Origin of the sequence: Bacillus sp. (in: firmicutes), from assembly GCF_031983925.1 — a bacterium.
Classification (GTDB): Bacteria; Bacillota; Bacilli; order Bacillales; family Bacillaceae_G; genus Bacillus_A; species Bacillus_A pacificus.
The window spans coordinates 152,992-178,057 of sequence record NZ_DALYZR010000004.1; the positions used below are offsets into that span (position 1 = coordinate 152,992).

A 25,066-nucleotide genomic window follows, 5' to 3' on the forward strand; every position below is an offset into this window, starting at 1 on the left:
TTACTTCCACTTCTTCTGACTCTTCTGTTTCTGCAATTACTTCCACTTCTTCTGACTCTTCTGTTTCTGCAATTACTTCCATTTCTTCTGATTCTTCTGTTTCTGCAATTACTTCCACTTCTTCTGATTCTTCTGCTTCCGCAATTACTTCCACTTCTTCTGATTCTTCTGTTTCTGTAATTACGTCTACCTCTTCAAATTCTTCTGGTATTTCCACAATGATTGTTTCTTCAAGCTTTTCTTCTGCTTTGACAATCACTGATTCTTCTGGAGCTTGCTTTTCTACTTCAATAGTAGGTTGTTCTATTTCTGTATTACGTTTCATTTCTTCTGATAATATTGTATCCTCGTGCTCTACTTTAGAAGCTAATGATTCTGTTTGTAGAACATTTTCTACCACTACATCTTTTTCTTGCTTCGCATCTTCCATACGCTCAGCAATTGTTTCATGAAGTAATTCAGCCGCTGGAACTTCCTGCGGTGCACTCATTTCTTGAGCCACTTCTTTTTCTTCTACTATAGGCTCTTGGCGTTCGATTTCATAACCGTTTTTCTCTAGCCATTGATCGACAACTGACTTTTCTTCCTTTTTACTCTGTTGATCTTGCTCATCAACTCTTTCATGACTGGAAGAAGTCGGTGCTTGCCCTTCTGAGAAATGAGATAATGTATATCCTTTTTTCTCTAGCCATGCATCAACGACTGATTTGCCCTCTACAGATATTTCAAGGTCTTCTCTTTCCTTTACTTCCTCCTGCTTTTCTTCCTTTTTCTCTACTGAAGGACGATTATATCCGTAAATTGGCGAAATCATTTCTGTTGGACGAAATGGTCTACGGTTACTTTCTTGCGCTGGTGTAGATGCTTTCTTTACGACAGGCTCTCGCTCCGGTTCATATTGTATTTCCGGCTCTTCATATGTAGAAACTACTTTCTCCACATGCTGTCGTCTGCTTCTTTCCACTTTGATTCCTCTTTGAATAGGCTGATTTTCATACGTTACAGCTTGAACAGGTTGTTCTTCAAAACGCCCTGTTTCTATAACATCCTCTTCATCGAACCCATTATCCGGTACTAATGGAAAACGGCATTTACCTGCATTCCTACTTGCCATTTGTGCTTCTCTTGCTTCGGTGTAGTGGTTTACACGAGGAATTTTCGGCTGACTTTCAACTTGCTTTTGTACTTCTTTATTCATCGCTGTTTGTTCTTCCTCTTTGTTAAACAGCTTTTTCATCCAATCTAACATGCTTACCACTCTTTCTACTAAATAGTAACATCCTTTATTGTATCAGCATTCGGCAAAAAGTGCAGGTAAAATTAAGCATGTCATATTTATCCATAATATTCTAATTTACGAGTGTTTTCATATAGAAAAACGCAGTCTTACATGTAAGACTGCGTTTAAGCTTTACTCTTCCGATATTCATCTACACTATCCGTTACACTTTGCACCGGTCTCAAAGTTTTTTATAATTGTTTTATAATCTCATCCATATTTCCAATATAAACTGGCTGCCATTTTTCTGTACCACGTTCTGCAGTATAAACCGGATAAGCGTCATCATCTATATTTACGAAAACTGGATCGCCCATATCCGTTTCATATCCAATTGTAATCCATCCTTCTTGCCACTTTCCGTTTTCTTCACTAATTAATGAATTTTTATGTTTATCATATCGATAACCGATTTGTCCTTTTTCTAATTCATTTTCACTAAACAAATAGATTTCATAAGAACCTAACTCGATATCTTGCTGTTTTGAAGTTTCAATTCGTTTCAGAAGTTCTGCGATTTTTGGTTGTTGTTTCATGCGTCTATCCCCTTCTATTTTTCTAAATTTTAACTATTTTGTTTATAAAACACAATATAGATTTTAAGAAAAAAGGTGACATCCTTATGAATATGAACGATTTTCTACATATATCTATCACAACTCACAATATATCAAAGATTCAATAGAAAAGAGAGGCTGCCCAAAAGGACAACCTCTCTTTTCTTATACCAATTAAAATTTAAACTCTTGTCCAACTTCAAAGCTATCTTCTAATACAAGAATACCTTTTTCTTGTGGAGCATCTGGAAGCTCTAATTCACGTGCTGAACAAATCATTCCAGCAGAAGGAACTCCGCGAAGCTCAGCTGGCTTGATTAACATACCGCTTGGCATTACAGCGCCGATTTTTGCAACGACAACTTTTTGTCCTGCATCAACGTTTGGTGCGCCACATACGATTTGTAATGTTTCTGTACCGATTTCTACTTTACAGATGTTTAACTTATCAGCATTTGGATGCTTTTCTTTTTCAGCTACATAGCCTACAACAAATTTTGGAGAAAGATCTGCTTCTACTGTTTCTTCAAAGCCGTTCTTCGCTAAAATTTCGTTGATTTTTTCTACAAGCTCTTTCGTTAATGTAAGGTTACCTGTTTCTTTTACTTCTAAGTAAGAAGATGCATGAAAGATGTTGAATCCTGCTGTTTCGTTGCTTTCACGATCGTATACGCGTGCAACATCTCCTTTGCGATCAAAAGTACGGTTCTCTAAAGTAATATCTTGTAAGGCAACAATTAGAGTGTCACCAATTCCTTCAAGGTTGTAAAAAACGTTCACTTCGTTCATCCTTTCTCTTTTCCATCTGTCTTCTTCCGATTCTTCGCTAAAATAAAGATTGGTTCAAAGTCCCCATCTTCATATACGAATGAAAGTGATGTAATCGGAACATGCCCTTCGGCAAAAAATTTCATTGTCATTTGTGCAATAATATCATAACCGATTTCGTTGACGATATCAGCAATAATTAATACATCTTGGTGAGGAACAGCAACAACCATGTCGCCAGAAATCTTTTCGCGCATCGATTGTAGTAACGATTCGTTTAAAATACGAGTCGCATCATACCCGTCATTTGTGTTTAAAAAGTAGAATGTATTACCTGCTACTGTGTCTTGTTTAAATTCATAACCTAATGAGCGAGCGTTGAATAATGCCATTTCACGTACTTGTTGCTCTGTAAGCCCTAATTTTTGTAATAAACGCTCGTCAATGAGACGATATGTTTTATTCGAATCTAGCGCATAGTAAATACGTGTTTCCGCCGTATGATCCGTCATAATGAACGGATTTCCTTCTTCTGCTTGTTTCGGGAAAGAAGTAGAGCGAATAACAGGTAAAATTTTCGCCGCGTTATTTTCTTCCTTATGCATCGCAATTAACGCTTCTTGTACGTAATAGGCAACCTCTTCAATCGCCTTTTCTTTATTCACTTCCCATTTTGCTACAACTCCTGGAAGCGATACGTTAATACCTTTTTTTGAGTCTTTCTGTTCTATACGTAGAACTTCTTTCTCACTATCATACTGAAAGTCCCATTCCGGACGAGATAATCTCTTCATTAACTCGTCTTTCATCTTTTTACTTGTCATCTTCATCTCTTTTTCCTCCCTTCCAAAAAAATAACCTCCCCCGCGAAGGTAGAGGTTGTTTTACAATTCAATTGGCAAATTGCCTTATTTTAAACCTTCAATGAACTCTTCGATTTGTTCTTGTGTTTTACGATCTTTGTTTACATAGCGACCTGTTTCTTCACCTTTATTGTACGCTACAAAGCTCGGAATGCCAAATACGTCTAATTTTACGCATAGATCAATAAACTCATCACGATCTACATAGTAAAATGAGAAATCACTATATTTCTCTTCTACTTCTGGCATAAATGGATCTACGAAGCGGCAGTCTGGACACCATTCTGCTGAGAACATAAAGATTACATTCTCTTCATTTTTTAACTCTTGGAATTGCTCCATGCTTTCTAATGATTTCATCTATATTTCCTCCTCTAACGAGTGCATTTTTTCATGTTATAATCTTTCTTTTATACTACCATACATCGCGCACGGTGCAAGGTTTATGCTTGCTTTTCATCATACTTATATTGCCCAACAAGTAACTTAACAACGTGTACAAATAATTCCGTACGGTCCACATAATCATCCGTAAAAATACCGATAGCCCCTTCATGACTACGAATATCTTTTCTCTGTACAAACTCTTCCATCACTTCACTTAACTCCTTACCACCTTCAAGAGGTGCTAAAAAATCATCTGGTAACGTAATACGTGCCCCGCCGGCAACGAATGTTTTACCATCACTTGTTGCTAGCGCGCCCCAATTACACATAAATAAACCGTGCTCTGTTTTCATTACGCCGCCTTCTAGTCCAATGCCAATTTGAGCTTCCCCTTCCTCTAGTGCTCGCTTCGCTCTATTGATCGCTCCTTGCATCGTCTCTTCATCTGAAAATGGCTGGTTTGCTACCCCTGAAGGAACAGAAAGAGATGTAATTGTAGCACCTTTCCAAACCTTCTCCACAGCTCCAACCTTCGTTTTATTCTTAGAACCAACTACTACTTTCATTTCATTCACCTCTATAAAAATTTATCATTTTCCCTTAATCAAATTGTTCTTTATACACGGATGCACGGCCACCACACATCGCTTGTTTGTCTCTTCACTCTAAAAAAGAAGAGTTTTTCTCACAACATTGCGGACCTCGAACCAAAAAGCAACCTTACTCTCACTTCCTACCCGAGGTTTTAATCCCCCGTGCAAGAATCAATTAAGCACTAACCGCTACCATACATCGCTCGAGCATCTATTCAACCTAAAAAAAGAAGGGTTTTTCGCCCTTCTTCTCTACGCGTTATTCTTAATTGTCTCTAACGTCGTTTTATCCGTTGCTCTTACAAGCTTCGTAATTAGCTCTTTTGCTGCCGCATAATCATCCACATGTAAAATAGAAGCATGTGTATGAATGTAACGTGCGCAAACACCAATTACTGCTGATGGGATACCTGAGTTACTTGTATGTACACGGCCCGCATCTGTACCACCTTGCGAAATAAAGTATTGGTACGGAATGTTATGTGTTTCTGCTGTATCTAAAATGAATTCGCGCATTCCTCTATGCGTTACCATCGTACGGTCATAAATACGAAGAAGAGCACCTTTTCCTAATTGACCGAACTGTGTTTTGTCACCAGATGCATCGTTAGCTGGGCTTGCATCAAGCGCATAGAAAATGTCTGGTTGAATCATATTTGCAGCAGTTTGTGCACCGCGAAGACCAACTTCTTCTTGTACAGTCGCACCAGAGTATAATGTGTTTGGTAATGTTTCGTCTTTTAATTCTTTTAATAATTCGATTGCAAGGCCACATCCGTAACGGTTGTCCCAAGCTTTCGCCATAATTTTCTTTTCGTTTGCCATCGGCGTAAACGGGCAGATTGGCACGATTTGTTGTCCTGGTTTTACACCAATCTCAATCGCATCTTCATAGCTATCTGCGCCTATATCAATTAACATATTTTTTATATCCATCGGTTTTGCACGTTGCGCGTCACTTAATAAATGAGGAGGAATAGAACCAACAACCCCAATAACAGGGCCATTCTTCGTCATAACTTGAACGCGCTGAGCTAATAGTACTTGGCTCCACCAGCCGCCTAAAGGTTGAAAACGAAGCATTCCGTTTTTCGTAATTTGCGTAACCATGAAACCTACTTCATCCATATGACCTGCTACAAGAACACGCGGGCCAGTTTCATCCCCTTTTTTCAGACCAAATACGCTACCTAAACCGTCTTGTACAATTTCATCTGCATATTTGCTTAATTCTTGCTTCATAAAACGGCGTACATCATGTTCGAAACCTGATGCACCTTGTAATTCTGTTAACGTACGAAATAATTGTAATGTCTCTTTATTCACGAAGTCCCCTTCTTTCAAACCTTAGTAGAATACCTCTTTTATTGTAACGAAATTTTCGAAATGTTTCTAGTTTCTTCTTTTTTAGCTGTATTTGCTTTATAATTATTATCGGTACACTATTTTTATTTTATAGAATTGAGGTGAATATATGAGCTGGAAAGGTTTAGTAGCAGGTCTTGGCGTTGGTTTCGCAGCTGGTTATCTTGTTGCAAACAAAGTACAAGAACAATCCCATATTTCTTCAGAAAAAGCATTGAAAATGGTAAAACAAGCATTAAGTCATAAAGGTGAAATTACTGGCTCTTGGGTACATATGGTTCCAGAGACATTTGAAAAATATGATGTCGCGTATGAAGTGTATCGCGGCGGTCTTACAACGATGTTAAATGATATACAAGAACGATTTGAATTTTTAGTTGATGCTAAAACAGGTACTGTTTTAGAGGTTATAGCAGCATAAACAGGAGGGTTCCCATTAGGTGAACCTCTTATTTTTTAATCGTGGATAGTAATTGAAATTATATCGGCGATTTTTCGAATATATCGACTGCAACTCCAAATATATCAGCGATTTTTCAAATATATCGACCGTAACTCAAATTATATCAGCGATTTTTCAAATATATCGACTTACCAACAAAAAAACGACAACAAAAAGGAGACTGCTCCAACAGACTGCTGGAACACCCTCCCATTTTTATGCTTCTATACCCGTTTTCCGTTCTATTTTTTCTACGATATGACCTTCCTCATTCCACTTTACTGCGCGATAATACGCGTCATGATAAAAAGTGAACCAAGCATCGTTTTCAGCGCCATACTTCATCCACTTTTGCTTATTTTCAATGGATGTCATCGGATAATCATCATAAGCCATTACCCATAATACATTTTGATGGGCGTGCGTCGGCAATAAGTCTGCTAAATGCAGCATTGTTTCTCCTTTGCTTTCTAAAGCGATAACTGCATGTCCATCACTATGACCGCCTGTATGTGCCATTTTTATTTCATCTGTAATTTCTATTTCTTGCTGAAACGTAATAACTTGGTCTACAATCGGCTCCCAATTTTCCTTCCAATATGTATTACGGGATCTAATATTTGGATTCCTCATTTCATTCCACTCTGTTTCGCTTACGTAAACTTTCGCATTCGGAAAAGCTGGCACAAGGTGATCCCCTTCCCATTTTGTTAAGCCGGATGCATGATCAAAATGAAGATGCGTCATTAAAACGCAGTGGATATCCTCAGGCTTTAATCCTAGTTTTTCTAATGACTCATAAACCGATGATTCTTCTGTTACACCTTGGTTTCGCTTCATTTTCTCACTCAATTTACTGTTTCCTATTCCGGAATCAATGAGCATGTTGCCATCTTTCGTTTGTAAAAGTAACGGATCTGTTCGTAAATAAATATGATTTGTATCATTATGTTTATATTTACGTGACCAAAGTACTTTCGGCACAACGCCAAACATTGCTCCTCCGTCTAAATGTGTGTTCCCACCTTTTAGCCACGTCACTTTTATATCTCCAACTTGTAACTGTTCCATTTTTCATCCCCCTTTTCTTTTAATACTAACATAAAATTCTGATTATTTTAGATACAAAAAACCTATGCATTACTGCATAGGCTCTGTACGATATTTTGCTTCTACTCGGTAAATACGATGACCTTTACTAGAGAATTTCTCTTCGTACTCAGTCATAATGTTACCTTCAAAGTCGCTGTTATGAAGATCTAAACTTAAGTAAGTTAGTAACATACCATACTCCGCCATACTCATAAGAGAATATTCAAATAAACCTTGGTTATCTGTTTTGAAATGAATTTCCCCGCCTTCTACTAACACTTCTTCATAATTGCGTAAAAACGTTTTGTACGTTAAACGACGCTTCGTATGACGTTTCTTTGGCCATGGATCTGAGAAGTTTAAATAAACGCGATCAATCTCACCTTTTGCAAAGAAAACTGTTAAATCTTCAGCATCTTTATTAATTAACTTTAAGTTCGGTAATTCTTCTTCAATTAATTTATCAAGTGCGTCTACAACAACACTTGTGAATTTTTCAATTCCAATATAATTAATATGAGGATTGGCTTTTGCCATATCATACATAAAGCGGCCACGACCTGTACCTACTTCGATGTGAATGGGTTGCTCATTTCCAAATACTTCTTTCCAGTTACCAGCGCGCTCCTCTGGATTTCCGATTACGATATGTGAATACTCATTAATTCGATCCATTGCATATGGTTTATGTCTTAAACGCATAGATGTTTCCCTCTCTTTACATAGCTATTTTAAAGGAATAATTCCTTCTTTCTGTTTTTAATCAATCTACCAAACAAAAAACCAAGTACGTACGAGCACTCGGTCCGTTTCTTTCAAGTATAAGATGTACCATTTTGATAAAAACTACATACAGCATTAAACATTCCATGACGAAACAGCTTTTTCTCTTACTTTTCTAAGAAGAGAAAAACAATCGAAAGGATGATCCGTTCATGCCAATTAATCAACAACATCAATTAGAAGTGCTGAAAGATATTTTAGTCAATCACCAAAGTGATTGTTGCGGGACAGTTTCTGAATGCGAGCAATTAGAGCGTCTCATTCAATCGTTACTCGCAAACGATAATATAAGTAGTGACGCTAAGGCAATGCTAAACGATGTATATTCTTATAGTCAATCGGGTAAATCTTCCTCTAATTTGGACAACCACATTTCCAATAATCAAGAACAACTTACTCAGTGGATTGCTGGAATGGACAATTTTTCTTAAGTATTACTCTGAAGCAAGTAGTTGCTGTAAATATTGATGCCAATATTCAGCTTCTGCTTGCTGCTTTTTTGTTGTATGCCATTGAATAGACAAAATCGTTTGTGCTATCACATACCATCTCATACGTTTAAGCAGCGATTCATCCATTTCAATATCATAGTAACCGAGCCACTCACTCCATTCTTGGCGCGGAATGTACCAATATAATAACATACCGAGGTCTAGAGCTGGGTCAGCAATTACAGCTCCATCCCAATCAATTAAAAACAACTCATCTTCATCCGACAATAGCCAATTGTTATGGTTTACATCACAATGGCATACAACGAATTCATTGTATTCAATATCCTTTAATGAATCCATTAAATATTGAAGACCTTGCTGAATTGTTTCCTCATCCCTTATATCTCCTCTTAAAACGAGTTGCAGCTGTTGTAATAACTCTTGTGCGTGAAGCGGCTGCTTCCCAAGTCTTTGAATCATCTGCACGAGTGCTTTAGAGGAGTGTATTTTTTTCAAAAGTTTCGCAACACGTTCTAGTTTCATATCCTCTGGCTCTAGCTTCTGTCCCGGAAGCCATTTTTGAGCAGAAATTACATCACCGTTCGTTACCCTTCTTGTCCAAAGTAATTTTGGAACAATTCCTTCTGCTGACAATACCGCTAAAAAGGGCGATGTATTCCGCTTTAAAAATAACTTCTGTTGTCCGTTTTGCGCAATATATGCATCGCCCGTTACTCCACCAGCCGGTACAAGACTCCACTCTTTTCCTAATAATTGTTCCAACCATTCCATATTCATTACCCGTTAACAAATCCTTATCTTTTATAGTTATGAAAAGAAAAACCGCAACATTTCTACACATGTTGTGGATTCATATATATTTTACTGTAAATGAAAAGAAAACTTGGCATAAGCCAAAAACTCTCTATTTTATTTTACAAAACCAGCCATAGAATGACAACTTATCAAAATCGTCACCTTTGTCAATTCTACATTTATTACATTCTCATCGTCAAGTAGCGATTTGTCACATTATCGTCAATATATACGTGCTAATCGGAGCGAGCCTAAGTTCCTTTCCTCTAAATGAAGAAATTGGCTCTATTTTAGCTTGCTTTTCGTTTACTAACACATGCCACGTTTCTTCTTTCGGAAGTTGCACCGTTTTCGCTTCTAAACTGCTATTAAATAAAACGACAATTTCTTTCCACGGTCCAAACGACTCTACATGCTCTAAATGATATGCAAGTACTTCTGGAGATGTTTGCAAAAAAGTCATGTGCTTTTTTATAAGGTCTGCATTTTGTAACCGGAATGCTCCGTGCTCTTTACGAATCGCAATTAAACCTTTTATATAGTTAACGGTCTCTATCTCTTTCTCTTTTCGATCCCAATCTAATTGATTAATTTCATCATTTGCATTATAACTATTTTCATTTCCTTGCTTCGTACGATAAAACTCTTGCCCAGCATGTAAGAAAGGGATGCCTTGCGACAGAATCACCATTGCAGTTGCTAGCAGATGACGTTTTTTCAAAATCTCTTCCGACTCTTCATTACTGCGCATTAGTTTATCCCACATCGTCATATTGTCATGACATTCTACATAGTTAATGCTTTGCACAGGCTCTAGAAACAAACCTGTTTCTTTCATACTCAAAAGGCTTCCTGATGCAATATACTGCAAATGATTACAGTCTACATACCCACCAAATGCAAAACCACGTTTATTTATATGAAAGGTACTCCCTTTTATCCCATCACGAAATTGATCATTAAATTGCGCAATATGCGGCATTTTCTTTGCGTTATTTAACGTTGCTTTTTCCTCTAGAGGAAGTGGTGTTTGTAGATCCCATCCTTCTCCTAATAGCAGTGCATCTCGCTTTATGTTTCGCACTTCTTTTTCTATTATATTTATTGTATCAACATCTAAAATTCCCATTAAGTCGAACCGGAATCCATCAACATTGTACTCTGTAAGCCAATATAAAATAGACTCTACAATGAATTTCCTCATCATTTTCCGTTCAGATGCTATGTCATTTCCGACTCCCGTCCCATTAGAAGGCATACCATTTTCACCATGACGAAAATAATATCCTGGGACAAGCTTTTCAAATGATGAGAGCTCTCTTTCATACACATGATTATATACAACATCTATAATCACTCTAATACCGTGCTCATGAAATGTTTCAATCAGCTGTTTACACTCTACGATCCTGTTATACGGGTCAGAGGGATTTGTAGCATAATATCCTGTTGGCGCATTGTAATATAATGGATTGTACCCCCAATTATAGGCAGAAGAAGGGTTTGCCTCATCTACACCACCGAAACAGTATAAAGGTAATAGTTCAACATGTGTAACACCTAAATCTTTTATATGAGACAAACCTGTTAGCGTCCCATTTCGCCCTGTTGTTCCTTCTTCCATTAGTCCCTTATATGTTCCTTTTTTACTCACTCCACTGCCCGGATGAATAGTAGCATCACGAATATGCAGTTCATACAATATGGCATCTGTCATTGCTTGTAATGGCGGTAATTGCCCTCGCTTCGTTACATTCGTCTTTTCCAAATCAATAACAACGCCGTACTTCCCATTTACAGTCACTGATTTTGCATAAGGATCCACAGCTTCGTTCCATATTAAATTTATACAAACAAGAAATGTATACTTTTCCCCGGCTAAATCGCCGTGCAATGTATGAGCCCAAACTCCATTTTCTTCTCTGTACATTTCGTAATCTGTATATTCTTTATCACTTTTATAAATTCTTACTTTCGCAAGCCTCGCAGTTGGAGCCCATACTTTAAATGTAGTTGCTTCCTTTTGGTGTACTGCCCCTAAATCTGTACCTTCGTAATAATACTTTTCATCGAAAATCGCTGTTCTTATGACAGCACCTATTTGTAAATCTGTTTCTTCATTCCGTTCATCTCGTACTGTATAATACTTCCCCACATCTAGCGGCTCTTCTATAAAGCACTCATACTTCGTTGCATCCGGAAGCGCAATTGTATGAGCAATCGGTAAATCTTTCACGTTACTTCCTTCTTGCAAACGAAATGTCCGACTTGTTCCATACGCATGTGGGAGCAAAATTGTAATTTTATTCATTTCATCTAAATAGGCATCAAATGGACGTTTTACTTTCAACATAAAAAAATCACCATCATTCTTAAAGTTAAAATGAAACGAGCTGCAAATGATAAGGCTTTTCTTATCAGCGAAGCCCTATACAGTAACACATTGTTCTTTATATTATATTCACCTGTATAAAAAACGTTTTCATACATTCTATTTTTGTAATTTTATTTCAGCAATTGCTTTATATTTCGGTGTCTCCTTTACGTGAGATTCGTATAAAGTAATCGTATCCGCTTGAAATGATATTTCAGGCACTTCCTTTATACGTTCTAAATCAAACTTTTCTTCTCCTACCCATTTACGTGCAACAGTAATATGCGGATGATATGGGCGCGTTTCTAAAGAAAATCCATTCTCTTCACACATAACGTGTACTTGCTTTTGCAATTGAAACAAATCTTGATTTTCGCTTACCTTTGCCCAAAAAATACGCGGCCTGTCTTCCATACCAAACGTTGAAAATCCTTGTAATGTGAACGATAGTTCTTTCATTTCTATAAGTGTTTGTAATCCATTCTTTATTCCTTCTAATTGTTCCTCTGTCGCACTACCTAAAAACGAAAGGGTAATATGATAGTCTTCTTTATGTACCCATGAACGAAAGGGTAATTCCTCTTGCATTTCCTCTTTATAGTTAGACAGCACTTCTTTTATATGATTTGGTAACGTAATTGCGACAAAATAATGCAGTTCCATGTACATCTTCTCCTTCTTTCTATTGTTGCTTTTCTTTCTTATCTCATTCCATTAACTTCCCTACAAGTCTAACCAAGTTCAGGTCGTATTAATAAAGTGAAACTTTAATCAGTGGGGGTTTTCTCCATCCCCCACTGATTATCAGCCCTCACCAATCGGACTTTTATGGGCAATTGATCCCCCCACCTAAATTCTTTGCTTTCGCTGAATTTTGAGATGGGGGTCTTACTGCCCATTAAAGCGGGATAGATGAAATGATATCGACATTTCGACAAGGAACATCTGCTTACCAACAAACGGTACGTAATAGAAAACCGTCCCAAAGTATGTATCGGGACGGTCTTTTATTATTTATATATCCATTACTTCGCTAATTCATAAATTGCTTGCGCATAAATTGCTGTTGCCTTTAATAAGTCTTCAATTTCAATATACTCATCTTTTTGATGCGCAAGTTCTTCTTTTCCAGGGAACAATGGGCCAAATGCAACACCAGCTTTTAACGAACGAGCGTAAGTACCACCGCCAATTGCTAATAGTTCTGCTTTTTCACCTGTTTGTTCTTCATATACGCGCTGCAACGTACGAATTAATACGTGGTCTTTATCAACGTGATGCGGACGAGAGTTCGAATAATCAGCCACTTCAAATCCATGAGTACCCACATATTCTTTTAACTTTGCAATCGTTTCTTCAAAGTTAGTCGTAACTGGGTAACGTACGTTTAATCCTAAATTACCACCATTCTCTTTCGTATAAGAAAGGCGACCAACATTCACTGTTAACGGACCACTAACCTCATCTTTATAAGCGATAGTAGCCTTTTCACCATAAATATCACCAATAAATGTTTCTGCTACAAATGTTGCAAACGAAGCCCCTTTTCCATCAAGAGCAACTTTCGTTAAGAAGTTTGCCAGTAATAAACCTGCATTCTCGCCCTTCTCTGGAGTAGATCCGTGAGCTGAAACCCCTTTAATTTGCAACGTTACTGTATTACCTTCTACAATTGCTTCACCTATTTTTTTAGCAGTTTGTAAATACTCTTCATATGCTACTGTAAGTGCACTTACATCCTCTCCTGTAACAACCGCTTCTGCAAAATCAGGAACCATATTTAAACGGCGACCTGACTCAAATGAAACAAGTTCATATGTACCTTTCTTCTCTTCACTACCATTTTGCACAACTTGTATATCAGAAATTCCTTTTTCTGCATTAATAATTGGAAAGTCCGCGTCTGGCGCAAAACCGATTGTTGGCATTTCTTCGTTTTTAAAGTAGTGATCTACACATTTCCAATTACTTTCCTCATCTGTTCCTAAAATCATACGAACGCGTTTTGAAAGAGGTAATCCTAATTCTTTCACAATTTTCATCGCATAGTAAGCTGCCATCGTTGGGCCTTTATCGTCAATTGCACCACGTGCAAAAATCTTTCCATCACGAATATCTGCACTATATGCAGGAGTCGTCCAGCCATCGCCTTCTGGTACAACGTCAACGTGACAAAGAATACCTACTAATTCTTCTCCTTGTCCCATTTCAAGATGACCTGCATACCCTTCTAAATTTTTAGAAGTAAAACCTTCCGTTTCTCCTTTATGTAACATGAAAGATAAAGCTTTTTCTACACCTTCACCGAATGGTGCGCCCTCTTTCGCCGATTCTTCTTCCCATACACTTTTAATTTGTAAAAATTGTTGCGTATCATGAATTAAATCATCTTTTCGTTTTGCAACTTCTTCTGTCCAATTAATTGCTGACATCACGCATCCATCCTTCACTATATTGTTTCTTTCATCATAACAAACCGAAATCTCTTATGCCATATACGAAAACCAAATACCGAACAATTGTAATATTTCAGATATTTCTTATTAGTTTTTCTTTTATTTTTCTAAAAAAAATTGCAGGAATTTGGCGTTTTACGTAGAATTTTATGTGTTAGTTGACTGACCATATATACAATGTCAACTACCAATATTTTTCTATATGAATATTTGTTAAATTTCTGTAAAATTTAAGTAGATTAAAGCATGAATTTTATCATGTAGAGTACAATGGTAGTAACGACCTTCTTTCCTGAATGGGGTCAAAAAAACTAGTAGAGGAGTGGTTTTCTCTTGAAACCTACAACTACTCGTATGCTAACACGCATTAAATCAATTTATATGTACATCAATGAAAACGGAACGGTAACGACGAAAGACCTTGTAGATGAGTTCGGGATCACACCGCGAACGATACAACGTGATCTAAATGTGTTGCAGTTTAATGAACTCGTGTATAGCCCTTGCCGCGGTAAGTGGACAACAACAGGAAAGAAAGTGAGAATGACCTCATAACGAAAAATAATTGTATGTAAATAAATACATACCCCTTTCTAACTCATTAGAAAGGGGTCTTTTCTGCACCTAAAAATAGTACTATTTCTCAGTATCTACTTGATATGTTTTTAACATCTCTACTTCTTCATCTGTTAGCTCTCGGTATTGTCCAAGTTCTAGCTCTTCATCTAACACTAACGGCCCCATCTCTGTTCTCTTTAGGTAGACTACTTTTTTCCCTACCGCTTCAAACATACGCTTCACTTGATGGAATTTTCCTTCTGTAATGACAAGCTCGATTTCAGAAATATCATCGCTTTTTAATATTGTAAGTGCACCCGGCTTTGTTTCATAGCCATCATCTAAAATAACACCTTTAGCAAACTCTTTTACATCCTCTTCTGTTACTACTCCTGCAACATGTGCATAATATTTTTTCGGCACATGCTTTTTCGGAGATAACAATTGATGTGATAACTTCCCGTCATTTGTTATTAATAAGAAACCTTCTGTATCAATATCAAGTCTTCCCACTGGGAACGGATTAAAAATCGCATCTTCTAACTCTAATAAATCTATTACCGTTTCATGATTATCATCTTCTGTCGCTGAAATAACGCCTTGTGGTTTATGCATCATTAAGTAAACAAACTCTTTATATTCCACAACTTCACCGTGAATCATAACTTCTTGTTCTTCTACATTTACATGAACCTTTGCATCTTTCACTGATATGCCATCAATTTTTACAACGCCGTCTTTCAATAATTTCTTTACTTCTTTTCTACTTCCATATCCCATATTCGCTAATAATTTATCTAATCTCACGTTCTTCACCTTCTTTATTTATCATAGAAAAGGGGACGTAATTACGCCCCTTTTGATTTCAACTTTATTTTGAATCTATTGCCAAGTTTACGCTGGATTTTCTCTAACGCTTCTCCGCCGAATACTCTTTCAAGTACTCCTGTGCGAATTGCTAACAATCCGTAAACAAGACCACCAATACCTGCACAAATCGCAACCGTAATAAGAGCGCCCATTCGGCCATCCGGTGAAATCATGAAGGATAGAATCCATTGTGATAATTTCACAGTAACGACCATTACAAGTGTTAATACTGCAATTTGGAATGTTCTCTTATATACAACACCGAATGAATAGTGTGCGTATTTTTTAATTTGTTGATTTGTGTACCAAACAGAGACTAGGAAACCAACAGCTGTTGCTAGAATCGCCCCTACTGTACCGAAATAACGAATAAAGATTACGTTACATACAAATTTCAAAATAACACCCATTATCAGTGCGATAATCGCGTGCTTTTGTTGGTTAATACCTTGCAGAATTGCCGCTGTTACTGTAAATAAAGCAAATAACAACGCAACCGGTGCATACCACATTAATACTTGTCCACCTAATGGATCTGAATCGTAAAATGCAGTATAAATCGGATAGGCAAGTGATGAAATACCGACAACCGCTGGCAATGTTAAGAACATATTTGCCTGGAATGTTTGTGTAATTTGTAACTTTAAATAACGGTATTGCTTTTCAGTAAATGATTTTGTAATCGCTGGTACGAGCGTTAAACTAAACGCTGTCGCAAGTGATACAGGAATCATAATTAATTTATGCGTCCACATTGTGAAAATACCGAGCGCTCGCTCTGCAATATCTCCTTGACCAATCGCTTGCATAATTGAGTTAAATGTCAATGTATCAATTTGTTGATATAAAGGAATTGTTAACCCAATTACAACGTAAGGAATCGCATATGCAAATAATTCTTTAAATAATTGAACAGTACTCACTGTCGATTCTAGTGCAGTTTGTTCAATTAAATATTGATCCAAATGTTTTTTACGTTTTAGCCAGTACCAAATGAGTACACCGAGCGCTCCAACTGCTGAAACGAATGCAGCAAATGTCGCTACCCCAACTGCTGTTGCAACTGTACCGCCAAGTACTTTAATAACGATAAAACTACCCGCTAATAAAAAGACGATACGAATAATTTGTTCAATAATTTGCGAGACAGTAGTTGGTCCCATCGATTGGTGACCTTGGAAATAACCACGAATTAAACTCGCTGCCGGTACAACAATAAGCGCAAAACTTACAAGACGAATAATCGTCGTAACTTCTCCTATATTACTGTGTACACTTTGTTTACCAAGCATTGCTTCTGCAAACAACGGCGCCGTCATGTACAGTACTAGGAATGAAAGAACTCCTGTTACTATCATCATAACCATTCCCGAGCGGAACATTCTCCGGCTCGTTTTATAATCGCCAAGCGCATTATATTTGGAAACGAATTTTGAAACAGCAAGCGGCACCCCTGCCGTTGCAATACTTAAAAAGATCGTATATGGAATGTATCCATATGTATAGAGCGTTCCGCCTTCTGTCCCTACTAATGCATGAAACGGAAAGACGTAAATCATGCCTAAGAACTTCACTAAAAATGTCCCTAACGTAACGATAAGCGTTCCGCGCAGAAATTTCGAATCGGACATACAAAAATCCTCCTACATCTACATAAAGTGAAACTTTAATCAGTGGGGTGTTCTTCCCTACTGATTATTAGCCCCCACCAATCGGGCATTTACGGGCAGTTAATCTCCCACTGAACTTTAAGGCGGGAGTCTTACTGCCCGCAAATAGCGGGGTAAAGTGAAACTATAATAAATTGAACTATTCGAGCATTCGAGAACTATTAGACTTCCCCTAACTCATAAGGTTTTAGTCCTATGGCCCACAAATAGCAGGATAGTGCTGAACTCTAACTTTTGTATTGTACCACAATTCTCTCCTTAAGCAGTACTTCACTCTATTTTTCTTTTAAGGGAAAACATGCTATTCTTTTAGGCAGGAAATGTAGAAAATGAGGTCGATATATTATGCATTATGATGTTATTGTCATCGGCGGCGGGCCTTCTGGGCTAATGGCTGCAATCGGTGCTGCAGAAGAAGGCGCAAGCGTCTTACTTCTTGATAAAGGAAATAAACTAGGGCGTAAACTTGCGATTTCTGGTGGCGGCCGCTGTAACGTAACGAACCGTCTACCACTTGATGAGATCGTTAAACATATACCAGGAAATGGCCGCTTCTTATACAGCGCTTTTTCTATTTTTAATAATGAAGATATTATTACATTCTTCGAAAATCTCGGTGTAAAACTGAAAGAAGAGGATCATGGCCGCATGTTCCCTGTTTCAAATAAAGCCCAATCGGTAGTAGACGCACTTTTAACACGATTAAAAGATTTAGGTGTAAAGATCCGCACGAATACACCTGTTGAAACGATTGAATATGAAAATGGTCAAACGAAAGCCGTTGTACTGCAAACAGGCGAAGTGTTAGAAACAAATCACGTCGTTATCGCTGTTGGCGGAAAATCTGTTCCTCAAACTGGTTCTACTGGAGACGGATATGCTTGGGCAGAAAAAGCTGGTCATACAATTACAGAATTATTCCCAACAGAAGTACCAATCCTTTCAAACGAACCATTTATTCGAGATCGTTCACTGCAAGGCCTCGCTTTACGAGACGTAAACTTAAGCGTATTAAACCCGAAAGGAAAAGCTATCATTTCTCACAAAATGGACATGCTTTTCACTCATTTCGGCCTATCTGGTCCTGCTGCCCTTCGCTGTAGTCAATTCGTTGTAAAAGCACTGAAGAAGTTCAAAACGAATACAGTGCAAATGAGCATCGATGCATTGCCAGAAGAAAATAGTGAACAACTATTCCAGCGCATGCTGAAACAAATGAAAGAAGATCCGAAAAAAGGAATTAAAAACGTTTTAAAAGGTTATGTACCTGAGCGTTACTTCCTATTCTTATTAGAAAAAAATGAAATTGATGGCAGCGAGCAAGCTGGACAAGTTTCTCATGAGAAGATTCGTGCACTTGTGAAAGACTTTAAAGAATTTACTGTAAATGTAAATGGTACGCAGTCCATTGAAAAAGCATTCGTTACTGGCGGCGGTGTATCCGTTAAAGAAATTAATCCGAAAGAAATGTCGTCTAAATTCACAAACGGCTTATATTTCTGTGGAGAAGTTCTTGATATTCACGGTTATACTGGTGGCTATAATATTACATCTGCTCTCGTTACTGGTAGAATTGCCGGAACGACAGCTGGAGAAAACGCGAAAATGAAGTATTAAAAAAAGAAACAGGGATTCCTGTTTCTTTTTTATAGGTACATGAAATTATATCAGCGATTCTACTACTTATATCGGCGATTTTTCAAATATATCAGCGATTCTGCAACTTATATCGGCGATTTTTCAAATATATCAGCGATTCTGCAACTTATATCGGCGATTTTTCAAATATATCGACTTACCGACAAAAAACGACAAATATACGCTCCGGCTAACTTCCCATTGCTTTTTTGTTGCTTTATTTACCTTAGTACCTTTATATTTTATATTGTTGAATATTTGAAAAAGGGTAAGGGGAAAACATATGAGAAAAAAAGTCATGATGTCTTTAATGCTAATGACGTTTCTTTCTGCGGTAGAAGGAACGATTGTTAGTACAGCAATCCCTCGTATAACGAGTGATTTATCCGGCGTTGAACTTGTTAGCTGGGTTTATGCAATTTACATGCTTGCCACAGCGGTTTCAACTCCAATATACGGAAAGCTCGCTGATTTATTCGGCCGTAAAAAGGTTTTACTTATCGGAGCTACAATCTTTTTAATCGGTTCTGCACTTTGCGGTGTCGTTACATCGATGGAACAATTAATCTTCTTCCGCGCTCTTCAAGGTATCGGTGCTGGTGCTGTTATGCCGATCACAATGACGATTATTGGAGACTTATATAGCGAAGCGAAAGACCGCGCGAAAGCACAAGGCTGGATGAGTGCCGTTTGGGGTGTATCTGGTGTTATCGGACCGTTAGTAGGTGGATTTTTAGTTGATTCTCTTTCTTGGCGTTATATTTTCTTCTTAAACGTTCCATTTGGAATTATTGCCTGCTTAATGATTGCCATTTACTACAAAGAATCTATTAAGCCTGCTAAACACCATATCGACTATCTTGGTGCAACAGTCTTCTCATTAAGTACGATTGCTCTACTATACGCGTTATTAACAGGTAGCAGTAAGCAAAACTGGGGAGACATAACAATTATCGGCCTATTAATCTTCGCCGTCGTTTCATTCCTTATTTTCTTATTCATCGAGAAAAAATCTCCGGAACCATTAATTCCGCTAGCACTTTTCTCTAACCGTACATTATCTACGATTAATATATTAACGCTTATTGCTGGCGCAATGATTATTAGTATTACAATGTACCTTCCAATTTGGAGCCAAGGAGTATTAGGAAAAAATGCGACAGAAGCTGGACTTATTTTAATGCCAATCCCTGTTATGTGGACATTTGGCGCTATTTTCTCTGGTAACTTAGTAGGAAAATTAAAAACGAAACAAATCATTTTACTTGGGGCTAGCATTTTATCAGTCGCTACATTCTTATTATTTACATTATCAACAAACTCACCATCGTTCCTTATTTATGTGGCAGTCGGATTATTCGGCTTAGGAATGGGGCTTGTAACACCGATTTACATGGTAACAATTCAAGCAGCCGTACCAGCTCATACACGCGGAACAGCCGTTGGTTTAAACACATTTATTAATACATTTAGCCAAACGTTAGGTGCGGCAATATTCGGTACAATCTTCAATACGATGATTCACGCACGTGGTATTAAAAACCTTGATCTTGTATCTGGCGGACATGGAGGTACTACAACAAACGTAGTAACCGAATCGCAATCCGCATTAGCATCAAGTGTACACGTCATTTATATGAGTACTTTTGTATTGGCAGTATGTACATTAATTATCGCTTGGCTTTTATTAAAGCCCGCTACACAAACGAGTGAGCAATAAGAAAGAGGATGACCAAAATGGTCATCCTCTTTTTACTCCTCATTCTCCACAATATGTTTCAACATGGACAATTTATTATCCCAAAAACGTTCATAATACGAGAGCCACTGTTGTAATTCCTCTAATGGTTCTGGATGCAAGCGATATATTTTCTCTCTTCCGCTTTTTCTTCCGCTTACTAAATTCGCTTCTGAAAGAATATGAAGGTGCTTTACAACCGCAGTACGACTCATCGGAAAATGATCCGTTATTTTGGAAATCGGTAACTCTTTATCACTTAATAACCGTATTACTTCTCGGCGGGTTGGATCAGCAATTGCTTGAAACACATCATATTTCGCTGCTGATGAGGACACTTAGCCTTCGACAACCTTTTTCAGTTTTTCATTTACAATCGCTACCCAGCCTCCGCTCATTCTGTCGCGAATAATAGAGCTCTTCGCATTCGCTTTCGGAAGAATTTCATCAGGGTGTTTCCAGCCGCCGTGAATTAACGTAAATTCTGTTTTATTATCTCCTAGGTCTTTCAGATGAAATGAAACAACCCAGCCATCTGTATCCCATGAAAAAGATAGATGATTTGGCTCATCGATTTCTAATACTTTACATGGTGATGGTCCAAATGGTGATTGTACATGAAATTCATGTCCTACCTCTAATACGAAATCATTTGGCATAAACCATGAGGCAATCCCTTCTGCAGTTGATACTACATTCCACACCTTTTGAATAGACGCGTTAAAAACGATCGTTTGTTTAATGTCAGTTAATGTATTTTGTTGTTCCATTTTCATTTTCATTCTCCTTTATTCGGCAATCAAATATAACACCTTTTGGTTACACTTAGATAATATAACACCTTTTAGTTTCATGTCAACACTAACTCTCTTTTACTGTTGAGAAATTCTCAACATTTTTTCAACAGGACAAACACCCTCTGAGCATTCCCTCATAATATACTCACAAAGGCAATAAAAAATAAAAACTTTTCTCAATATGAAACTCCATCATTCATCTTGAAAGAAGCGCCTTACGTATATCATGCGTATTTCGTCTCTCCTCCTTCCCTCAGGGACACTACGCGAGATATGAAAAATCAGAAGGAATATGCCCACCATTTGAGTAGGTAGTTATTTCTCTTCTCCTCAACATTTCCTCAGGAGCGAAATGACTACCGACTCACTTTTTCAAACAAAAATAAAAAGGGGATGAAAGCTATGTTCTATTGCATTAACTGCTCTGACATTCACCATGAAAAACATCCGAATGATAAAGTATTCAAAAACGGTTTTTATATTGATCCATTTTTAGGTGATCGTTATCACCTTGGTATGTGTAAAGATGCCCAAAATCATCAGACAGGGGAGCCTCTTTTAACTACAAAGCAATTAGGCACAACCCAATCTATTATGAACGTATTACCGACACATGTTGTCCCAACATAAAGCATAAAAAAGAGCTGGCTCACCCAGCTCTTTTTTATGCTTTATAAACGATCATTGCTGAAAAACAATAAATTTGGTTTTCGTCATCATTAATAGAAACACCGACTTGGTACTTAATATCTACAAAGTTACTATCATCAATCTTTTTCAAAAAAACATTTACAGCGTCTTCTAAGTCTTTTTCGTGACTTTCATCAAACACTTTCACACGAATCATGTTAACACCATCCTAGATCGCAGCCCTCCGCCGCTTGATTATTGCCACGGTGCGTATCTATGATGCGATAAAACTTTCCGTCTTCATATATATATCCGTCTTCTAACACATATTGTTTACCTTCAGTATAGACATAAAACTTACCTATCATAAATTTACTCGTATATAATTCCAAATAATCTGGCCTAAATTTAGCTACAACTTTATTTGTAATATCAATTTTTATTGTGCGCCCCACCTTCTCTCCCTCCTTTGCAAAGAACGGATTTAGGTATATTGTATTAGCGATTTTACATTTTATGCTTAAAAATAAGTGGATATGCCTCCTTTCTCCGCCTGTACTATTTTTCTAACAAAATCATCAATAAGTAAAAGCAAAAAAATATATATAAAAGGAACTTTTACTTATTGACTCAAATATAATTATTATGGTATTATATAAAATTTGACATTTTCATTCACTTATGCTATCATTAAAGATGGTTACCACATATGGAGGTGGATGATTTGTTTCAAATTGGTGATAAAATCGTTTATCCAATGAACGGCGCAGGAGTCATCGAAGCCATTGAAGAGAAAGAAATATTAGGAACAACACGTCAATATTGTGTAATACGTATCATTAGTAAAGATATGCAAGTAATGCTTCCGATGGATCAATTACAAAAATCAGGTATTCGTTATATCGTAGATAAAGGTACGTTAGATGATATACTTCTTGAATTTCAAAACGGGGAATCAGATACATCACTTTCCTGGAAACAAAGATATACAATGAATATGGAAAAAATGAAAAACGGCAATCTGCAAGATAGTGCAGAAGTTGTTCGAGATTTACTTCGCCGCAATAAAGAGAGAGCTTTAAATGCGAGCGAAAAACAAATGCTAGATAACGCCCGAAAAATGATGATTAGTGAAGTTGCACTCGTACAAAATGTTTCTGAACATCAAGCAACAGAATATCTTCAAGACACTATTAATCACTAAATTTAAAATAGCTGGCCGCTATTTTTTTTGTGTAAAAAAAGGACGAAGAGTTTTATCTCTTCGTCCTTTTCTATTACCCACGCCCAGCTTGAAACGATGGATATAACGTCATTCCACCATCTGCAAATAGCGTAATTCCAGTTACATAACTCGCCTCTGAGGAAGCGAGCCACGTTGCTACCGCTGCAATTTCTTCTGGTTTTCCAATATAGCCCATCGGTATCATACTTTCTACGTCAGCACGTTTTTTAGGATCAGCAAACTTTTCTGCATTGATCGGCGTATTAATTGCACCTGGTCCTATATTATTTACTCGAATACCTTTTGGCGCATATTCCATCGCTAACGTTTCTGTCATCAGTTTCATACCGCCCTTACTTGCTGCATAGTGCACGAATAAGGGCCACGGAATTTTCTCATGAACACTAGACATATTAATGACAGACCCTTTAATATCATGTTCTACAAAATATTTAATCGCTTCTCGGCTTCCTAAAAAAGCACCTGTTAAATTTGTGTTAATTACCCGATTCCAATCTTCAAGCGGCATTTCATGCGATGGTACCGCATTTTCTATCCCGGCATTATTAATCATAACGTCAAGCGTACCAAACTCTTTTACAGCAGATTGAATGAGATTCACCACATCTGATTCGACTGTTACATCACCTTTTACAGCAATCGCTTCTCCGCCTACCTTTTTAATTTCTTCTAACACATCATTCGCTTCTGATTCTCGTGAGCGATAGTTAATTACTACTTTTGCTTTCTCCGCAGCAAACCTTACTCCTATCGCTCTTCCAAGACCAGTTGCTGATCCTGTAATAACGACAACCTTTCCTGCTAAATCACTATACATTCCAATACCTCCTTTAACTTTTTGCTATACCTAACATAATTCCGGCTGCAATAATAAAAACGATACCGACAACAATCCCTGTTAATTGGCGTTTCGTTTTTCTTTCACCTAATATAAGAATCCCGCCAAGCGTCGAAATAATAATTCCCATTTGCGATAGCGAAAAACTTGTTGCCACTCCGACACGCGGTTGCGAAATGAATAAAAACATATTTCCAGCTGCCCAAATTAATCCTGGAATAATATTTCGTATTGCATATTTATTAAATGGATGATGTTTAAACGTAAGCAAAATCCCTCCTAACACCATACCAACTGCTTGTGGCAACAAAGCTGACCAACCATCTACGTTAAACAGTCTAATCACTACTACGTAAACTAAATAACCGACTGTTGAAATCAATAAAATGATAATGCCCCTTTTAAAATTCCCCGCTTGCTCTGCATTCTTTTCTTCTTCACTTTGAAGCGATGTTAAAATAACACCAATAATAATACAAACGAGAGCCAATACACCAAGGACGACTGATATTGTTGTGGACCACTCATGAAATACGATGACTCCAAATAAAGTTGTCGCAACTAATTGAAGTCCTGTTGAAATGGGCATCGTCCTTGAAACGCCCATTAAATCAATACTTTTTAATTGATTCGCCTGACCAAGCGCCCAAAATAAACCTGATACAATCCCAACTCCGATAACAGTAGGAGTCAATACTGGTTTCATAAAAATATAAACAACAATTGAGAAAATAAGTGCGCCAAACGTTGTTCCGAGCGTTTGGCTATAAGGCCCTCCGCCCAGTTTCACGTTAAATAGCACAATACTTCCCCAAAATATAGCTGGTAAAATCGCTAAAAATATATCCATCGCTCATTACCTTTCTTTACTA

At 37.5% G+C, this 25,066-nt stretch carries 27 protein-coding genes and 1 pseudogene; 7 read left to right on the forward strand and 21 right to left on the reverse strand.

What is annotated here, in order from left to right; all coding sequences use genetic code 11:
• The 7 genes and pseudogenes from RTP99_RS15705 to RTP99_RS15735 form a co-directional block, all read right to left on the reverse strand.
• Window positions 1–1,249 (reverse strand): annotated as a pseudogene (locus RTP99_RS15705) (DNA translocase FtsK); the annotation flags it as partial.
• A gap of 221 nt (window positions 1,250–1,470) precedes the next feature.
• On the reverse strand, window positions 1,471–1,815 hold the full coding sequence (locus RTP99_RS15710) for a hypothetical protein (RefSeq protein WP_000813328.1): 345 nt from the start codon (window positions 1,813–1,815) through the stop codon (window positions 1,471–1,473).
• 195 nt (window positions 1,816–2,010) lie between these two features.
• Window positions 2,011–2,625, reverse strand: coding sequence for a YtpR family tRNA-binding protein (ytpR, locus tag RTP99_RS15715; protein ID WP_001006757.1), 615 nt, complete (start codon window positions 2,623–2,625; stop codon window positions 2,011–2,013).
• A complete protein-coding gene (locus RTP99_RS15720; RefSeq protein WP_000784612.1) occupies window positions 2,622–3,434 on the reverse strand; it encodes a DUF1444 domain-containing protein in 813 nt (270 codons plus the stop codon). The genes ytpR and RTP99_RS15720 overlap by 4 nt, the downstream gene beginning before the upstream one ends.
• Window positions 3,435–3,512: 78 nt before the next feature.
• Window positions 3,513–3,827 (reverse strand): thioredoxin family protein, encoded by a 315-nt coding sequence (locus RTP99_RS15725; RefSeq protein WP_000838188.1) that lies wholly within the window; start codon window positions 3,825–3,827, stop codon window positions 3,513–3,515.
• Window positions 3,828–3,910: 83 nt separating this feature from the next.
• A complete protein-coding gene (locus tag RTP99_RS15730) occupies window positions 3,911–4,420 on the reverse strand; it encodes a DUF84 family protein (protein ID WP_000869960.1) in 510 nt (169 codons plus the stop codon).
• A 279-nt stretch (window positions 4,421–4,699) separates the two neighbouring features.
• The gene (locus RTP99_RS15735; RefSeq protein ID WP_001031510.1) at window positions 4,700–5,773 is read right to left on the reverse strand and encodes a M42 family metallopeptidase; all 1,074 of its coding nucleotides are present in this window, start codon (window positions 5,771–5,773) and stop codon (window positions 4,700–4,702) included.
• 148 nt (window positions 5,774–5,921) lie between these two features.
• Between RTP99_RS15735 and RTP99_RS15740 the strand changes: the two genes are divergently transcribed.
• A complete protein-coding gene (locus tag RTP99_RS15740; protein ID WP_000118543.1) occupies window positions 5,922–6,233 on the forward strand; it encodes a PepSY domain-containing protein in 312 nt (103 codons plus the stop codon).
• 237 nt (window positions 6,234–6,470) lie between these two features.
• Here RTP99_RS15740 and RTP99_RS15745 read toward each other — a convergent pair whose 3' ends face one another.
• Together RTP99_RS15745 and trmB are read right to left on the reverse strand one after the other, a co-directional pair.
• On the reverse strand, window positions 6,471–7,325 hold the full coding sequence (locus tag RTP99_RS15745) for a YtnP family quorum-quenching lactonase (protein ID WP_000436884.1): 855 nt from the start codon (window positions 7,323–7,325) through the stop codon (window positions 6,471–6,473).
• A 69-nt stretch (window positions 7,326–7,394) separates the two neighbouring features.
• Window positions 7,395–8,048: a tRNA (guanosine(46)-N7)-methyltransferase TrmB gene (gene trmB, locus RTP99_RS15750; protein WP_001239380.1), complete on the reverse strand. Its 654-nt coding sequence runs from the start codon at window positions 8,046–8,048 to the stop codon at window positions 7,395–7,397.
• A 233-nt stretch (window positions 8,049–8,281) separates the two neighbouring features.
• Between trmB and RTP99_RS15755 the strand changes: the two genes are divergently transcribed.
• Window positions 8,282–8,560 carry a YtzH-like family protein gene (locus tag RTP99_RS15755; protein WP_001122234.1) on the forward strand — a complete coding sequence of 93 codons (279 nt, stop codon included), beginning with the start codon at window positions 8,282–8,284 and terminating at the stop codon, window positions 8,558–8,560.
• A 3-nt stretch (window positions 8,561–8,563) separates the two neighbouring features.
• Here RTP99_RS15755 and RTP99_RS15760 read toward each other — a convergent pair whose 3' ends face one another.
• The 4 genes from RTP99_RS15760 to pepV all read right to left on the reverse strand — a co-directional run bounded on the left by RTP99_RS15760 (window position 8,564) and on the right by pepV (window position 14,185).
• On the reverse strand, window positions 8,564–9,361 hold the full coding sequence (locus RTP99_RS15760) for a phosphotransferase family protein (protein ID WP_001055736.1): 798 nt from the start codon (window positions 9,359–9,361) through the stop codon (window positions 8,564–8,566).
• Window positions 9,362–9,590: 229 nt separating this feature from the next.
• Complete coding sequence (gene pulA, locus RTP99_RS15765) at window positions 9,591–11,732, reverse strand: type I pullulanase (protein ID WP_000921719.1); 2,142 nt, start codon at window positions 11,730–11,732, stop codon at window positions 9,591–9,593.
• A gap of 138 nt (window positions 11,733–11,870) precedes the next feature.
• A complete protein-coding gene (gene thpR / locus RTP99_RS15770; RefSeq protein ID WP_000419002.1) occupies window positions 11,871–12,416 on the reverse strand; it encodes an RNA 2',3'-cyclic phosphodiesterase in 546 nt (181 codons plus the stop codon).
• Between the two features lie 362 nt (window positions 12,417–12,778).
• Window positions 12,779–14,185: a dipeptidase PepV gene (pepV, locus tag RTP99_RS15775; protein WP_001274228.1), complete on the reverse strand. Its 1,407-nt coding sequence runs from the start codon at window positions 14,183–14,185 to the stop codon at window positions 12,779–12,781.
• Between the two features lie 357 nt (window positions 14,186–14,542).
• Here pepV and RTP99_RS15780 point away from each other — a divergent pair, with 357 nt between their 5' ends.
• Entirely contained in the window at window positions 14,543–14,764 is a 222-nt protein-coding gene (locus tag RTP99_RS15780) for a DeoR family transcriptional regulator (RefSeq protein ID WP_000805512.1), read from the forward strand.
• 81 nt (window positions 14,765–14,845) lie between these two features.
• Here the strand turns inward: RTP99_RS15780 and RTP99_RS15785 are convergent, their stop codons facing one another.
• Both RTP99_RS15785 and RTP99_RS15790 read right to left on the reverse strand, forming a co-directional pair.
• A complete protein-coding gene (locus RTP99_RS15785) occupies window positions 14,846–15,574 on the reverse strand; it encodes a pseudouridine synthase (protein ID WP_001234935.1) in 729 nt (242 codons plus the stop codon).
• Between the two features lie 41 nt (window positions 15,575–15,615).
• Entirely contained in the window at window positions 15,616–17,268 is a 1,653-nt protein-coding gene (locus tag RTP99_RS15790) for a putative polysaccharide biosynthesis protein (protein WP_001284039.1), read from the reverse strand.
• 384 nt (window positions 17,269–17,652) lie between these two features.
• Here RTP99_RS15790 and RTP99_RS15795 point away from each other — a divergent pair, with 384 nt between their 5' ends.
• Both RTP99_RS15795 and RTP99_RS15800 read left to right on the forward strand, forming a co-directional pair.
• Entirely contained in the window at window positions 17,653–18,924 is a 1,272-nt protein-coding gene (locus RTP99_RS15795) for a BaiN/RdsA family NAD(P)/FAD-dependent oxidoreductase (RefSeq protein WP_000558888.1), read from the forward strand.
• Between the two features lie 304 nt (window positions 18,925–19,228).
• On the forward strand, window positions 19,229–20,665 hold the full coding sequence (locus RTP99_RS15800) for an MDR family MFS transporter (protein WP_001227998.1): 1,437 nt from the start codon (window positions 19,229–19,231) through the stop codon (window positions 20,663–20,665).
• A gap of 32 nt (window positions 20,666–20,697) precedes the next feature.
• Here the strand turns inward: RTP99_RS15800 and RTP99_RS15805 are convergent, their stop codons facing one another.
• Window positions 20,698–21,021 (reverse strand): ArsR/SmtB family transcription factor, encoded by a 324-nt coding sequence (locus RTP99_RS15805; RefSeq protein WP_000098837.1) that lies wholly within the window; start codon window positions 21,019–21,021, stop codon window positions 20,698–20,700.
• The gene (locus RTP99_RS15810) at window positions 21,022–21,453 is read right to left on the reverse strand and encodes an SRPBCC family protein (protein ID WP_000437775.1); all 432 of its coding nucleotides are present in this window, start codon (window positions 21,451–21,453) and stop codon (window positions 21,022–21,024) included. It lies immediately after the preceding gene.
• A 429-nt stretch (window positions 21,454–21,882) separates the two neighbouring features.
• On the opposite strand from RTP99_RS15810, the gene RTP99_RS15815 reads away from it, so the two are divergent.
• On the forward strand, window positions 21,883–22,110 hold the full coding sequence (locus RTP99_RS15815; protein WP_000498992.1) for a DUF3973 domain-containing protein: 228 nt from the start codon (window positions 21,883–21,885) through the stop codon (window positions 22,108–22,110).
• A 34-nt stretch (window positions 22,111–22,144) separates the two neighbouring features.
• On the opposite strand, the gene RTP99_RS15820 is transcribed toward RTP99_RS15815, so the two are convergent.
• Complete coding sequence (locus tag RTP99_RS15820) at window positions 22,145–22,327, reverse strand: sporulation protein Cse60 (protein ID WP_000621751.1); 183 nt, start codon at window positions 22,325–22,327, stop codon at window positions 22,145–22,147.
• Between the two features lies 1 nt (window position 22,328).
• Window positions 22,329–22,565, reverse strand: coding sequence for a DUF2553 family protein (locus RTP99_RS15825; protein WP_000533800.1), 237 nt, complete (start codon window positions 22,563–22,565; stop codon window positions 22,329–22,331).
• A gap of 254 nt (window positions 22,566–22,819) precedes the next feature.
• On the opposite strand from RTP99_RS15825, the gene RTP99_RS15830 reads away from it, so the two are divergent.
• Window positions 22,820–23,314, forward strand: coding sequence for a CarD family transcriptional regulator (locus RTP99_RS15830; protein WP_001993652.1), 495 nt, complete (start codon window positions 22,820–22,822; stop codon window positions 23,312–23,314).
• A 73-nt stretch (window positions 23,315–23,387) separates the two neighbouring features.
• On the opposite strand, the gene RTP99_RS15835 is transcribed toward RTP99_RS15830, so the two are convergent.
• Window positions 23,388–24,173: a glucose 1-dehydrogenase gene (locus tag RTP99_RS15835; RefSeq protein ID WP_000286661.1), complete on the reverse strand. Its 786-nt coding sequence runs from the start codon at window positions 24,171–24,173 to the stop codon at window positions 23,388–23,390.
• Between the two features lie 13 nt (window positions 24,174–24,186).
• Entirely contained in the window at window positions 24,187–25,044 is an 858-nt protein-coding gene (glcU, locus tag RTP99_RS15840; protein WP_000350851.1) for a glucose uptake protein GlcU, read from the reverse strand.
• Window positions 25,045–25,066 lie beyond the last annotated feature (22 nt).